Origin of the sequence: Bradyrhizobium sp. McL0615, assembly GCF_049993905.1 — a bacterium.
Lineage (GTDB): Bacteria > Pseudomonadota > Alphaproteobacteria > Rhizobiales > Xanthobacteraceae > Bradyrhizobium.
This window is the reverse complement of sequence record NZ_CP188254.1, coordinates 314,280-328,110: the sequence shown is the minus strand read 5'-3', so window position 1 is coordinate 328,110 and position 13,831 is coordinate 314,280. Positions and strand designations below refer to the sequence as shown.

Sequence of the window (13,831 nt, the reverse complement as noted above, 5' to 3'; positions counted from 1 at the left end):
GGCTCATGCAATCTTCGTCGATTACCGCCCCACCACATATGGCCCGCCCTTTTCCAGCGCGCGTGCATAGGCCGGGCGGGCGTGAATGCGTTCGAGAAACGCCATCGCCTTGGGATGACCCACCTCCAGTCCGCCGCGCGCGGCCGCCGCTTCCAGCGGAAAACTCATCTGGATGTCGGCGCCGGTAAATTCGTTGCCGGCGAACCACTCGCTTTTTGCCAGCTCGCCCTCCCAGTAATCCATGTGCTGCTTGAGCTGCGGATTGACCAGCGTGGTCAGCGCCGTGTTGGAGACCTTGCGCACCAGCGGCCGCAGCAAGGCCGGCGCGCGCTTCGGCATCAGCGTGAACAGCAGCTTCAAGAGCAGCGGCGACATCGCCGATCCCTCGGCATAGTGCAGCCAATAAGTGTAGCGCAGACGCTCCGGCGTGTTCGGCGGCGGGATCAGGCGGCCATTGCCATAGGTGCCGATGATGTATTCGCAGATCGCGCCGGACTCGGCGATGGTGTTGCCATTGTCGGTAATGACGGGCGATTTGCCGAGCGGGTGAATGGCGCGCAGTTCCTTTGGCGCGCGCATGTCCGGCTGGCGCTGATAGCGGACGATCTCGTAGGGCACACCAAGCTCTTCGAGCAGCCACAGCACGCGCTGGGAACGGGAATTATTGAGATGATGAACCGTGAGCATGGCGTCCCCTTCAACTGGCCGCCGTTCGTGCCAGCCGGGCGGGGCAAAGTCGAGACGGCCTGAAGAGCTTCACTATATTTACCCGGGCGATATTGACATTCAAATTTATCCGGGTAAATATGGACTACCGAAAATCCAGAGTTTCCTCCAATGGCTGACAAGACCCACTCGCATTTCACGGCCTTCCTGGGCCCGCAGCGCCTTGCGGCAGGCCCGCTCGCCGAGGTCGCGATTGCGGTCATGCAGGCTTCCCGCCGGCCCGCCGCGCCGCCGATCGTCATTTTCAGCGACGCGACCGGCCAGCCGATCGATCTCGATCTTCGCGGCACCGAGCGCGAAATCATCTCCCGCTTGCCGAAACCCGCCCCGCCTCCGGATGTCGATACCGAAGAGACGGCGTCGGCGGAGCCGCGTGGGCGCGGCCGGCCCAAGCTCGGCGTTGTCGCGCGCGAGGTGACGCTGTTGCCACGCCACTGGGAATGGCTCGGCGCGCAGCCCGGCGGCGCATCGGTAGCGCTGCGCAAGCTGGTGGAAGAAGCGCGTCGCGCCAATGGCGATGCGGATCGCGCCCGCGCGGCGAGGGATGCCGCTTATCGTTTCATGTCCGTGATGGCCGGCAACCTTGCCGGCTTCGAGGAAGCCTCACGGGCGTTGTTCGCCGATGACCGTCGGCGATTCGTCGGCCTCATCGCCGGCTGGCCCGACGATATCCGCGACCACGTCGTCAAACTCGCCTTCAGCGATCGCGCCGAACCATAGGCGCGATCGCCCTCTCACCGAACTTCCAAAACTTCTCACCCGCCACCGCTTCGGTGCGCGGCAATGATCCTTCACGTCCCCAATGGGAACAACCGCCGTGTCGAAAACCCCCTCTCTCTGGAAGACCTTCCTCATCTTCCTCGCGCCCCTGATGCTGGGCAACGCGCTGCAATCGCTGTTCGGCACCGTGAGCAACGCGCTGCTCGGCCAGATGATCGGCGTCAACGCGCTGGCGGCGGTCTCGGTGTTCTTTCCCGTGATGTTCTTCCTGTTCGCCTTCGTCATGGGCCTGAGCACCGGCGCGACCGTTCTGATCGGACAGGCCTGGGGCGCGGGCGAACATGACATGGTGAAGGACGTTGCTGGCGCGACGCTGGCGGTCGCCATGGTCCTCGCCATCACCATTGCGCTATTCGGTGGCCTGTTCAGCCGGCAATTGATGATCGCGCTGGCCACGCCGCCCGATATCCTCGACCAGGCCAGCGTTTATGCGCGCGTCATGCTGCTGACGATGCCGCTCGGCTTCGTCTTCCTGCTGACGACCGCGATGCTGCGGGGCGTCGGCGACACGCTGACGCCCCTGCTGGCGCTGGCCCTGTCGACCGCGATCGGCCTGGTCCTGACACCACTCCTCATCCGCGGCGGGTTCGGACTTCCAGCCCTCGGCGTGACGGGCCCGGCGTGGGCGTCGGCTGTTGCCAACGCGCTGACGCTGTGCGTGCTCGGTCTATATGCGCGCCACAAGAAGAGCCCGCTGGCGCCGGACGCCGAATTTCTGCGCAGGCTTCGGCTGGACCGTGCCCTGCTCGGCAAGATCCTGGGCATCGGAATCCCCAGCGCGGTCGGGATGGTGGTGATGGCGATCGCCGAACTGGTGCTGCTCGGCCTCGTCAACGGCTTCGGTTCTGAAGCCACCGCAGCCTATGGCGCCGTCAACCAGATCATGGGCTATGCGCAATTCACCGCGATATCGATTTCGATCTCGGTTTCGATCCTTGGCGCGCAGGCGATCGGCGGCGGCCATGCCGGCCGGCTGGATGCCATCGTCCGGACCGGACTGCTGCTCAATCTCGTCCTGACCGGCGGTCTGGTGGCGTTGATCTATCTGTTTCCGCGCGCCGTGCTGGGCGTCTTCATTACCGACACAGCCGTGCTCGAACTCGCGAAAGGACTGCTCATGATTACCTTGTGGAGCTCGGTTCCATTCGGCATGGCGACCGTGTTCTCGGGCGCGATGCGCGCGGGCGGCGTAGCCCTGGCTCCCATGCTGCTGTCGATATCAGCCATCGTCGCGATCGAAATACCCGCTGCCGTGATCCTGAGCCGGACCATCGGCCTGGCCGGGGTCTGGGCCGCCTACCCGATCGTGTTCTGCGCCATGTTCGTCCTGCAACTCGGATATTACACGCTGGTCTGGCGTCGCCGGCCGATGCAGCGGCTGGTGTGAGGGGGCAAGCCGCGCATTGCCACGATATTACGATCGTCATAATACCGTGGACGCGCCGCCTGCCTTACGCCAGAATGCGGCAAAATATCAGGGAGACTGCCGTGAGCTCAAATCCGCAATTCCTGTTCGATTTCGGCAGCCCCAATGCCTTCCTCAGCCACGAAGCGATTCCGGCGATCGAAAAGCGCGCGAACGTGAAGTTCGAATATGTACCGGTCCTGCTCGGCGGCATCTTCAAGGCGACCAACAACAAATCGCCCGCCGAAACGCTCGCCGGCATCAAGAACAAGCGCGAATTCCACGCGCTGGAAACGGAGCGCTTCCTGAAGCGCTTTGGGGTCAAGCCCTATGTCTGGAATCCATTCTTCCCGGTCAACACGCTGAACCTGATGCGCGCGGCGGTCGCCGCCCAGCTCGAAGGCGTGTTCGAGAAATATGTCGATGCCGCCTTCCATCACATGTGGGTCGAGCCGAAGAAAATGGATGACCCTGAAGTTGCGGCCAAGGCGCTGGCCTCGTCCGGCCTCGATGCCGCAAAACTGCTGGCGCGCTCGCAGGACGCCGATGTAAAGGCCAGACTGATCGAGAATACGCAAAACGCGGTCGAGCGCGGCGCGTTCGGCTCGCCGACGTTCTTCGTCGGCAAGGAAATCTTCTTCGGCAAGGAGCAGCTTCGCGAGGTCGAGGAAATGGTCTTGGGGAAGTAGCCGCAAGCCGTTCGGCGAGGCATGGTAGGCAGGCGAATAGTGAATGGCAAATAGCTGACGGTCGGTGGTAATGGTGGCCGGGAATTTTTCGGCTCGGAATCCGACAACCTGCTATTCGGCTGTCACCAAAACCAACAATAAAGGAAGTTGATCCATGCGTATTCTCGTGGTCGGTGCCGGCGCCATCGGCGGCTATTTCGGCGGCAGGCTGCTTCAGGCTGGAAACGACGTAACGTTTCTGGTCCGGCCCAAGCGCGCTTCCGAGCTCGCAAGCGCAGGCCTCGTCATCAAGAGTCCCGCCGGCGATGTCACGCTCAAGAGCCCGCCGACGGTGCAGGCCGACAAGCTCGCCGAGACATTCGACGTCGTGCTGCTGAGCTGCAAGGCATTCGACCTGCAAGACGCGATCAAGTCTTTTGCCCCCGCGGTCGGGCCGAAAACGGCAATCATCCCCCTGCTCAACGGCATGCTGCACCTCAACGTGCTGGACGAAAAATTTGGCGCCGACCGCGTGCTCGGCGGCCTCTGCGCGATCGCGGTGACGCTCAACGAAGCCCGCGAAGTGGTCCAGCTCGCGCCGATGCAGTCGCTCAATTTCGGCGAACGCGACGGCTCGATGTCGGAGCGCGTCCACGCCATTGCAAAGGTGTTCGAAAGCGGCAAGTTCGGCGCAGTAGCCAGCGACCACATCATGCAGGACATGTGGGAGAAGTGGGTTTTCCTCGCCTCGCTCGCGGCGTCGACCTCGCTAATGCGAACCTCGGTCGGCAACATCCTGGCGGTCGCCGGCGGCAAGGATTTCCTGCTCGGTATGCTCGATGAATGCAGCGCGATTGCAAAGGCGTCCGGTCACGCGCCGACCGGCCCGTTTTTCCAGCGCACCAGTGGCCTGTTGACGACCGAGGGCTCGCCGATGACCGCCTCGATGTTCCGCGACATCAAGGCGGGCCAGCCGGTCGAGGCCGACCATGTGATTGGCGATCTCGTTGCCCGCGCCGATGCCGCCAAGATCCCGGTGCCGAAGCTGCGCATCGCCTACATCCATCTCAAGGCGTATGAGAAGCAGCGAGGCTGAGATCCGGTGTCGTCCCTGCGAACGCAGGGACCCATAACCACCGATGTTGATTGTTAAAGGCAGGCTGGCCACACCGCCCAAAATAGACGGGCCGCGGAGTATGGGTCCCTGCGTTCGCAGGGACGACCAGCTCCTACAAATGCGCGAGATAATGCGCGAGCGCCTCGATCTCTTCCTCGCTGAGCGGAAACGCAACATCCGCCATCGCCGCCATCGCGCCGCCGGCACGCACGCCGGTCTTATAGTCCTGCAGCGCCTTCACGAGATACTCCTCGCGCTGACCGGCGATGCGGGCGACCGCCTTGGTTCCGGCATAGGTATCTGTGTGGCATGCCGCGCAACGCCGGCCGACCGCCGCTTGCGCGCCCTTAGCTGAAAGGTCCGGATTGTCGTCGGGCTTGGCCGCCTTTGGCGGCGCAAGCGAGGCGTAATAGGCGCCGAGGTTGCGGATATCCTCGTTATTGAGCTGCTCGACGATCGGCTGCATCTGCTCGTTCTTGCGGGTGCCGGCGCGAAAGAACACGAGCTGCCATTGGATGAAGAGATCGGGCTGGGCCGCGAGCGAGGGAATGTTCTCCATCTGCGAAATGCCGCCCTCGCCGTGGCAGCCGACGCATAGCTCGGCCTTCTCCTTGCCGGCCGCGATATCGGCGGCGCGGACAGACGAACCGCAGGCGATTGCCGCCGCCAGCACGATCCCGACCAGTGCATTTCGCATGTGAACTCCTCTGCACCACACCCCAAACAACAGGGGCTGCGGCCACCCGTTCCCGGATAACCGCAGCCCCCGATTTTGTTTGACGCGTTTTCTTCACGCGAACCGGTACCCACTTCGCTCGAAAACGCTCTAGCCGCTGACGTCCTACTTCTTGTAGCTGATGCGATAGATGGCGCCGGCCCAGTCGTCGGCCACCAGGATCGAGCCATCCTTGGCGAGGATGATGTCATTCGGGCGGCCGAGATAGCCGGTGTCACCCTCGAGCCAGCCGGAGGCAAAGATCTCCGACTTGGCGTTCTTGCCGTCGGCATCGACGATCACGCGCTTGATGCGAGCGCCCTGGTACTTGGCGCGGTTCCAGGAACCGTGCTCGGCGATCAGGATGTTGTTCTTGTACTCGGCGGGGAATTGATCGCCGGTATAGAACTTCATCCCCAGCGGTGCGACGTGGGCGCCGAGCTTGACCACCGGCGGGGTGAATTCATCGCACTTGTGCCCCATCGCGAATTTCGGGTCCGGCAGATCGCCCTGGTGGCAATAGGGATAGCCGAAGTGCTCGCCGATCTTCGAGATCATGTTGAGCTTGTCGCTCGGCATGTCATCGCTGATCCAGTCACGCGCGTTCTCCGTGAACCAGTATCGCCCGGAACGCGGGTCGACGTCGCCGCCGACGCTGTTGCGGACGCCGAGCGCCCAGATTTCGGCATTGCCGGTCTTGGGATCAACGCGGCGGACCTGCGAGACGCTGGTCGGGGGGATGCCGATGTTGAAGGGCGGTCCGAACGGCAGATAGAACCAGCCATCCTTGTCGACGGCGATATATTTCCAGCCATGCGCGACGTAGGTCGGCATGTCGTCATACACCACCTTGCCGGCGCCGAGATTGTCGATATTGGCTTCGGCGTTTTCGTATTTGATCAGCCTGTTGATCGCGACGACGTAAAGCGAGCCATCCTGGAAAGCGAGGCCGGTCGGCATGGTGAGGCCCTTGAGGACCGTCTTGACCTCCCGCTTTCCGCCATTGTCCTTAATCGCATAGACGTTGCCGAGGCTGAAGGAGCCGACAAACAGCGTGCCCTTGTCGCCCCAGGCCATCTGCCGCGCCTCCAACACGTTGGAAGCGTAGACTTCGATATTGAAGCCCTCCGGCAGCTTGATCTTCTTCATCATCGCCGCGAGTTCGGCGTCCGAGGCGCCGGTCGGCGGACCGGATGGCGGCGCCTGGCCCTTCTGGGCCTCGGTCTCGTCGCCGAGGAACCAGTCCGGCGGCGGATTGGTCCAGAAGTCCTTGGTGCCGGACTCGTATTTCTTCAGAGGCTTCTGCTGCGCGCTGGCCTGGCTGACCCCCGCGACAACGAGGACGGCTGCGAGCGCAAGAATGGATCGATTGAAAGCCGATTTCATCGCGTCACTCCCTATGCAGCCTGGCGGCTGCGCCTGTTATTATTTTGAAAACGTCTGGTGAAGAGAAACAGACCGTAAAATGGTAGCACATCCGGTGCGGGAGAGAAGCGCGCGCCGCGCCGCTCTGCCCGATCAAAGTAAAATTGTGAGACGGATTGCCAAGCTGCAGCGATCGATCCGCGTTCGCAGTTGCGCACCGCTGCACCGCAATATTCGCGGCGGGCGAACGCAGGCCAGTTGTCGCAAGGCGCACGAGTGGGCGGCGTTCCACATCAGCGGATCGCGCGCATCATCTTAGCCGGTAGGCAAACGAACAACGCAATTGTGGCCCATTTCATAACGGAGGGGCCAAGCCTATGAGAAATTTTTCACATGCCCTTCCCAGATGCCGGTCTGCCTCGACCGCGCTTGAGCGAGCGCCCGTATGGCAAACAAGCGGATCATTCTGCTCTCGGACGGCACTGGCAATTCCGCCGGCAAGGTCTGGCGCACCAATGTGTGGCGGACGTTCGAGTCGCTCGATCTGACGAGCTCGCAACAGATCGCATTCTATGACGACGGGGTCGGCACCTCGTCCTTCAAGCCCTTCGCGATCCTGGGTGGCGCCTTCGGCTTCGGCCTGAAGCGGAACGTGCTGGATATCTACAAGTTTGCCTGCCGCAATTATCGTTCGCATCTCGATTATCAGGCGCTCGAAGCCGCCGCCGCCGAAGCCGAAAATCGCGACGAGAAATACGGCCCCTACCGGGGCGACGACATCTTTGCCTTCGGGTTCAGCCGGGGTGCCTTCACCATTCGCGTCGTGAACGGCCTGATCTGCGAACAGGGGCTGGTGAGTTACCGCAGCGAGGAGGAACTGGATCGAAAGGTCGCCACGGCCTACCGCGCGCACCGGGCGGAATGCTTCAAATCGCGGTTTCAGATCGAATGGGTGTTTAGAAAGCTGCGCAATCTGTTCGTCTCCGCCAAGCACGACAAGACCCAACGTCCGGTCGATCACATCGCCTTCCTGGGCCTCTGGGATACGGTGGCCGCCTACGGTCTGCCCGTCGACGAAATGATGCGGGGCGTCAGCCGATACCTCTGGCCGCTTGAGTTGCCGGACCGGCAGCTTAACCCCCTGGTTCGCAAGGCCTGCCATGCGCTTTCGCTCGACGATGAGCGCACGACGTTCCATCCGCTGCTGTGGGACGAGAGCCCGGAAACCGTCGCGACCGGCACCAGGGGCACCGATTCGGAACGGATCACCCAAGTCTGGTTCGCCGGTGTGCATTCCAATGTCGGCGGCGGATATCCGGACGACTCGCTCGCCCACGTGTCGCTGACCTGGATTTTGTCCGAAGCAAAGCGTCGTGGCCTCACCTTGAAGGAGGCTCCGGGCGCGGATCCCGACGCCTTCAAACGCGTCTGCTCGACCCAGGACAAGGACGGCCGGATTTATGATTCGCGAAACGGGCTGAGCGGCTACTACCGTTACGGACCAAGGAGCGTAGCCGCGCTGTCGGACTCGCGATATTCGGACGACAAGCGCGACTGCGTGAAGATCGCAACGCCTAAAATCCACGAGAGCGTGTTCGCACGGATCGCTGTCGACGCGCATCTCTATGCGCCGGTCGGATTGCCGCCCGCCTACGAAATCCTGACCTATGACGAGAAGATCGTTTCACCGGACAGGTTGGAGTACGAAACATCCAAGGCCGCGCGCGGTCGCGAAAAGACGCAGGAACACGTCGTCGGAAGTTCGATCTGGCGGCGACGTATCATCTATTTCCTGACCGTGATCGCCTCGATCTATCTGCTGGCCTATCCGGTAGCATCTCAGCTTACGGCCGCGGACGAGTACACCAGCCGGCTCAGGCCGCTTTCCGACGTCATCCGCATGGTCGGCATGGCCTTGCCGGGAGCGATCTCCTCACGCTGGATAAATGCGTATGCGAGAGATCCGCTTTCGTTTGTGCTTCATGCCGGACTTGTCGCGCTGTTGCTGTGGTTGAGCGCCAGCCTCCGGAGCCGGATCACCGACCAGATGCGCTGCGCGTGGCGGATAAGCCTGTCGAAGTTCGATATCCACGGACGGCATGCCGAGCCACCAGCCGGCACCAGCGCCCTGCAGAAGCTCGTCTGCTTTGGCCTGTTCCTGATCGCGCTCTATCCGCTGCCGGGCTGGTTCGGATACCCGGTCCCCGCGGCGCCGGGGGCCCTGCAGATCTTCATCGACCGCATCACCCGTCCGTATTTCCAGTTCTTCGCCATCGCAATCCTGATCACGATGTTGCTCAAGGACTCGACCATCGCCTGGTTCAGGCTGAAGGTCGGATACAAGCAAACCATCGCCAATATCAAACTCAAGATTGCGCCGGGGCTTTTTGCAGTCCTGTTTCTGTACGGCGGCGTAGCGCTCGCGAGCCACTATATTTTCAACGTCCGCGACAGTTTCGGCGATTTCTGCAAACCGGACCCCAAGGCGAGCAAGCTCGATCTTTGCACGCCGGCCGAGGTGGGGCTGTGCACCCGGGCGGCCGACGGCACACTTCCCGACACCTGCACGAAGCTCTGTGCCGTGAAGACCGAATTCGACACCCGCAATGTTTGCACGTCGACCAAGGTCAGGGTTTTTGCCGCGCAGACGTATACGTTCGAGATCAGCAAGAAGGATGAATGGTCATTTCTCGGTGCAGCCTCGGGCCCGGGAGGAATGCCGCTGAGCGAGTTCTGGCATCACAAGGAGCCCGGCTGGTGGGGTTCAACCGTCGCTTTGGCGCAAATGGCGGCCTTGGGTGCGGCATATCCGATCAAACGCACGTTCGATCGTCCTTTTGGACGGGTCATTACCCGCTACGGAGACACCGGCAATACGGAAAATTTCATCGACACGCGCGACGATCCTCGCACGGTCGAGTATTTGCGAGAGACGTTCAAGCCGGCAGTCGACGGCGAGCTCTACGTCTATTTGAACAAGCCGGTGAGCGGTTTCTGGCCGGGCCTTTTCCGTGACGTGAATGCGGGAACGGCAAGGATTCGGGTCCTTCGTATTCCGAACAAATGATGTTGGTGCGCCTCGGCCCAAAAACGGACAAGGCCGCCAAAAGGCGGCCTGTCATCGGTCCGGTAGTTTGCCATGAGAGAAAATCTGGAGCGGGCGAAGGGGCTCGAACCCTCGACCCCGACCTTGGCAAGGTCGTGCTCTACCACTGAGCTACACCCGCATCCGAGATGGCGGCGAACGCGCGCCGTCAACGGCAGACGTATGACAAATGCGGACCGCGAATGCAACAGTCCGGATGCGATCCTGCGCCACGCAGATCGTCCGATTTCATTAACAAAAGGGAGCGAATCGGTCCGAAACAACGCCGAAACGGGGTTTGCTGGCCACTTATGCCTCCAGCCGGGAACCCAAGGTCCCGCCACCCGGCCTGAACGTGGGGGCGATTCGAGCTATTTTCGAGCGAGCCTCCAAACGTCTCGCGTCAATTCGTCCCACGCCCATCGCAGTCGAAGGTCCCTTGGCTTGCCTCGACGGGGCATCGGCGCTCCCGGCGGGTTCCGCTACCGGAAGGCGCCTGCCGATTGAATTTTGCGGCCAAGGTGCCATCTAGCGGATGAGGAACTTCGCTCCTAGCCGTGCTAGAACGGGCCCGAATTCCAGGACATCTTCTAAGATCGAGCCATCTTCCAAGATCAAGACACCTTCTAATTCCAAGACATCTTCTCAAGACATCAGGCGAGGATACCGTGACGATAGTTGAGCAGGGCGGCGGCCCGGCGCCGCAGGCAGCACCCGATCTGATCAAGGAGACGACCACCCAGACCTTCGTGAAGGACGTCATCGAGGAATCGAAGCGCCAGCCGGTGCTGATCGACTTCTGGGCGCCCTGGTGCGGCCCCTGCCGCCAGCTCACGCCCGTTCTCGAAAAGGCGGTCCGCGCGGCAAAGGGCAAGGTCAAGCTGGTCAAGATGAATATCGACGAGCATCCGGCCATCCCCGGCCAGATGGGCATTCAGTCGATCCCGGCCGTGATCGCGTTCGTGGGCGGCCAGCCCGCCGATGGATTCATGGGCGCGGTGCCGGAGAGCCAGATCAACGCCTTCATCGACAAGCTCACCAAGGGAATGACGGCGCCGGGCGAGCCGAATATCGCGGAGATCCTGCAGGAGGCCGAGGCCGTGCTGGCGGAGGGCGACCCCGCCGCGGCAGCGCAGATCTATGCCGAGGTACTGGGTTTCGATGCCACCAATATCGCGGCCCTGGCCGGGCTGGCGAAATGCTACGTGACGACGGGCGCGATCGAGCAGGCGAAGCAGACGCTCGCGATGGTGCCGGAATCGAAGCGCAATGACGCCACCGTCAAGGCGGTGCAGGCCTCGATCGATCTCGCCGAGCAGGCCCAGGCTGTCGGTCCGGTGGCCGAGCTGGAACAGAAGCTCGCCGCCAACCCGCTCGACCATCAGGCGCGATTCGACCTGGCGACCGCGCTCAACGCCCAGGGCAACCGCGCTGAAGCGACCAACCAGCTGCTCGAAATCGTCAAGCGCGATCGCAAGTGGAACGACGACGGCGCGCGCAAGCAACTGGTGCAGTTCTTCGAAGCGTGGGGCGGCGCGGATGAAGCGACCGTCGATGGACGCAAGCGGCTATCGACGATTCTATTCTCGTGAGGCGCGCTTCCACCACAGCTGGGCATGGTTTTGTGAAGAGAACACGCACCGAACCAACGAACTGACCGGGACTGCAAATGCCGATCAATGCCGAATACCGCGGACCCGGCGAGCTTCCCCAAATCATTCCGGTGTTTCCATTGCCGGGCGCGCTGTTGCTGCCGCGCGGCCAGATGCCGCTCAATATTTTCGAGCCGCGCTATCTGGCGATGGTGGACGACGCGCTGCGCGACGGTCATCGGCTGATCGGGATGATCCAGCCGGATATTTCGCACTCCAGGGACGAGGCGAGGCCGGAGCTGTTCCGGGTCGGCTGCGTCGGCCGCATCACGCAGCTCGCCGAATCCGGCGACGGGCGCTACATCCTGGAACTGACCGGCGTCGCGCGCTTCAAGGTGGTCGAGGAAATTTCGGCACTGACCGCCTACCGGCAATGCAAGGCGGATTTCTTTCCCTATGCCGACGATTTCGTTGCGCGCAAGGGCGAGGAAGCCGTCGACCGCACGGCCTTGCTCGAGGTGCTGACCGATTTTCTCGAAGCCAACAATTTGAAGGTGGATTGGGAAGGTATCGAGAGCGCGCCGAACGAGGCGCTGGTCAACGCGCTCGCCATGATGTCGCCCTATGGCCCGGCGGAGAAGCAGGCGATGCTGGAAGCGCCCGACCTGAAAACCCGCGCCGAAATCCTGATCGCGGTAACTGAAATGGACCTCGCCAAGAAGCGCACCAGCGGCGACACGGGATTGCAGTAGGCTTTCACGTCATTTCGGGCGCCCTATTCCGGCAGCCCTGCCCTGCGCAAGCCGTCCGCAAACGTCGCGAGATGTTCCGCCCGGTGGATCGGAAGCCAGTCCCTAAGATTGGAGATACGCAGCAAGGGATCCAGCTTGCGCAGATGATCCATGGCCCTGCGGCCTTCCTCGGTCCTGCCGGCCAGCGCGTGGCTGGCCGCGGCGACGGCGGCCACCAGCAGAAAGCTCGGCAGATCGCTGGATGCCTTGTCCGCCCACGAGGACGCCGCGTCGAAACGCCCGGCGAACAGGTGCGCCGCCGCCATTCCGGCCTGCATTCGATAGGTTTCCGGATCGAGCGGGCTCAAGCGCATCGCCCGCGCAAAGTGCTCGATGGCGCCGTCGGGTTCGCCGTGCCAGACCCGCAGAAATCCGCCGAGAAACCAGGCGGCCGCCAGATTTGGATTGAGCATCACCGCGCGGTCGTGCAAGGCGATACCGACGTCGAGGTCACCGGTGAAGTGGGCCAGCGCATGCCCGCCTCGCGCCAGCGCGACCGCATCATCGCGTCCAAGTTCGACAGCCCGGCGGGCGAGGCGCACGCCCTCGGCCGCCTCACGCTCCGGATCGATCTCCCATCCATTGACCTTGCGCCAGAAATGACACCACGCTGCCGCGCCATAGGCCGAAGCGAAATCCGGATCGAACTCGATCGCTTTTTCGAACAGCGGAAGCGCCTCGCCAATGGCCTCCCTGGTGCCCCGCTGCAGGTCGGCCATTCCGCGCAGGTAGTAGTCATACGCACCGAGATTTTCGGTCGGCTTGCGCTTGGCGCGCTCCATCTCGGCGCGTTCGAGCTGGGGCGCGATGGCGCCGACGACGCTCGCGGCCACCTGGTCCTGCAGTTCGAAGATATCGTCGAGGCTGCCTTCGAAGCGTTCCGCCCACAGATGCGTTCCGGCGGCGGCATCGACGAGTTGTCCGGTGATGCGCACCCGGTTCGCGGCCTTGCGCACGCTGCCTTCCAACACATAGCGCACGCCCAACTCGCGGCCGATCTGCTTCACGTCCACGGCGCGACCCTTGTAGGTGAAGCTCGAATTGCGCGCGATCACGAACAGCCAGCGAATCCGCGACAGCGCGGTGATGATGTCCTCCACCACGCCATCCGCGAAATATTCCTGCTCGGGGTCGCCGCTCAGGTTCTGGAAGGCAAGGACCGCGATCGACGGCTTGTCGGGAAGAGCCCGCGGCGGTGCCGTCGTTTCATCCGATGTGACGGGCTCCGTCTTTGGCGAACCGAAACCATCCGATGCATCGGCTTCCCTGACCTCGCCAATAAACCTGAATCCCTTGCGGGCGATGGTGCGTACCAGGCGCTGCTCCTCGCCGGAGTCGCCGATTGCCTTGCGCACTGCATTGATGTGGCTGGTCAGCGTTGACTCGGAGACGATGCGGCCGCCCCATACCACGTCCAGGAGATTATCCTTGCTGACGACGTGCTCGCGATTCTCTATCAGATAGACCAAGAGGTCAAAGACCTGCGGCCCGGTTGCAATGGCCTTTGATCCCCGGGTGAGCTCACGCCGGTCAAGGTCGAGCACGTAGTCCTCAAACAAAAACTGCACGGCGGCGGCGCTCCATCAT

At 62.6% G+C, this 13,831-nt stretch carries 11 protein-coding genes and 1 tRNA gene; 7 read left to right on the top strand and 5 right to left on the bottom strand.

Annotation, left to right across the window (positions count from 1 at the left end; genetic code table 11):
- Positions 1-21: 21 nt before the first annotated feature.
- Positions 22-687: a glutathione S-transferase family protein gene (locus tag ACPPVP_RS01515; protein ID WP_426530629.1), complete on the bottom strand. Its 666-nt coding sequence runs from the start codon at positions 685-687 to the stop codon at positions 22-24.
- A 150-nt stretch (positions 688-837) separates the two neighbouring features.
- On the opposite strand from ACPPVP_RS01515, the gene ACPPVP_RS01510 reads away from it, so the two are divergent.
- From ACPPVP_RS01510 to panE, 4 genes are all read left to right on the top strand, one after another.
- A complete protein-coding gene (locus ACPPVP_RS01510; RefSeq protein ID WP_426530627.1) occupies positions 838-1,446 on the top strand; it encodes a DUF2239 family protein in 609 nt (202 codons plus the stop codon).
- An 82-nt stretch (positions 1,447-1,528) separates the two neighbouring features.
- Complete coding sequence (locus tag ACPPVP_RS01505) at positions 1,529-2,893, top strand: MATE family efflux transporter (RefSeq protein WP_426530625.1); 1,365 nt, start codon at positions 1,529-1,531, stop codon at positions 2,891-2,893.
- Between the two features lie 101 nt (positions 2,894-2,994).
- The gene (locus tag ACPPVP_RS01500; RefSeq protein ID WP_426530623.1) at positions 2,995-3,600 is read left to right on the top strand and encodes a 2-hydroxychromene-2-carboxylate isomerase; all 606 of its coding nucleotides are present in this window, start codon (positions 2,995-2,997) and stop codon (positions 3,598-3,600) included.
- Positions 3,601-3,754: 154 nt separating this feature from the next.
- Positions 3,755-4,675 (top strand): 2-dehydropantoate 2-reductase, encoded by a 921-nt coding sequence (gene panE, locus ACPPVP_RS01495; RefSeq protein ID WP_426530621.1) that lies wholly within the window; start codon positions 3,755-3,757, stop codon positions 4,673-4,675.
- 133 nt (positions 4,676-4,808) lie between these two features.
- Here panE and ACPPVP_RS01490 read toward each other — a convergent pair whose 3' ends face one another.
- Both ACPPVP_RS01490 and ACPPVP_RS01485 read right to left on the bottom strand, forming a co-directional pair.
- Positions 4,809-5,393 carry a c-type cytochrome gene (locus tag ACPPVP_RS01490; RefSeq protein ID WP_426530619.1) on the bottom strand — a complete coding sequence of 195 codons (585 nt, stop codon included), beginning with the start codon at positions 5,391-5,393 and terminating at the stop codon, positions 4,809-4,811.
- A 144-nt stretch (positions 5,394-5,537) separates the two neighbouring features.
- Positions 5,538-6,797, bottom strand: a complete 1,260-nt coding sequence (locus ACPPVP_RS01485) for a PQQ-dependent sugar dehydrogenase (RefSeq protein ID WP_426530617.1) — start codon at positions 6,795-6,797, stop codon at positions 5,538-5,540.
- A gap of 424 nt (positions 6,798-7,221) precedes the next feature.
- On the opposite strand from ACPPVP_RS01485, the gene ACPPVP_RS01480 reads away from it, so the two are divergent.
- Positions 7,222-9,843, top strand: coding sequence for a DUF2235 domain-containing protein (locus ACPPVP_RS01480; protein ID WP_426530615.1), 2,622 nt, complete (start codon positions 7,222-7,224; stop codon positions 9,841-9,843).
- 85 nt (positions 9,844-9,928) lie between these two features.
- Here the strand turns inward: ACPPVP_RS01480 and ACPPVP_RS01475 are convergent.
- A tRNA-Gly gene (locus ACPPVP_RS01475) sits at positions 9,929-10,003 on the bottom strand.
- Positions 10,004-10,529: 526 nt separating this feature from the next.
- Here ACPPVP_RS01475 and trxA point away from each other — a divergent pair.
- Both trxA and ACPPVP_RS01465 read left to right on the top strand, forming a co-directional pair.
- Positions 10,530-11,453, top strand: a complete 924-nt coding sequence (gene trxA, locus ACPPVP_RS01470) for a thioredoxin (RefSeq protein WP_426530613.1) — start codon at positions 10,530-10,532, stop codon at positions 11,451-11,453.
- 77 nt (positions 11,454-11,530) lie between these two features.
- Positions 11,531-12,205, top strand: coding sequence for an LON peptidase substrate-binding domain-containing protein (locus ACPPVP_RS01465; protein ID WP_426530611.1), 675 nt, complete (start codon positions 11,531-11,533; stop codon positions 12,203-12,205).
- Positions 12,206-12,228: 23 nt separating this feature from the next.
- Here ACPPVP_RS01465 and ACPPVP_RS01460 read toward each other — a convergent pair whose 3' ends face one another.
- Entirely contained in the window at positions 12,229-13,812 is a 1,584-nt protein-coding gene (locus tag ACPPVP_RS01460; protein WP_426530609.1) for a winged helix-turn-helix domain-containing tetratricopeptide repeat protein, read from the bottom strand.
- Positions 13,813-13,831 lie beyond the last annotated feature (19 nt).

Excerpts from the sequence above, each read along its gene's own strand:
- ACPPVP_RS01490 (WP_426530619.1), bottom strand. The coding sequence starts at position 5,393 with ATGCGAAATGCACTGGTCGGGATCGTGCTGGCGGCGGCAATCGCCTGC.
- ACPPVP_RS01465 (WP_426530611.1), top strand. The coding sequence starts at position 11,531 with ATGCCGATCAATGCCGAATACCGCGGACCCGGCGAGCTTCCCCAAATC.
- ACPPVP_RS01480 (WP_426530615.1), top strand. The coding sequence starts at position 7,222 with ATGGCAAACAAGCGGATCATTCTGCTCTCGGACGGCACTGGCAATTCC.
- panE (WP_426530621.1), top strand. The coding sequence starts at position 3,755 with ATGCGTATTCTCGTGGTCGGTGCCGGCGCCATCGGCGGCTATTTCGGC.
- ACPPVP_RS01515 (WP_426530629.1), bottom strand. The coding sequence starts at position 687 with ATGCTCACGGTTCATCATCTCAATAATTCCCGTTCCCAGCGCGTGCTG.
- ACPPVP_RS01510 (WP_426530627.1), top strand. The coding sequence starts at position 838 with ATGGCTGACAAGACCCACTCGCATTTCACGGCCTTCCTGGGCCCGCAG.
- ACPPVP_RS01485 (WP_426530617.1), bottom strand. The coding sequence starts at position 6,797 with ATGAAATCGGCTTTCAATCGATCCATTCTTGCGCTCGCAGCCGTCCTC.
- ACPPVP_RS01505 (WP_426530625.1), top strand. The coding sequence starts at position 1,529 with ATGGGAACAACCGCCGTGTCGAAAACCCCCTCTCTCTGGAAGACCTTC.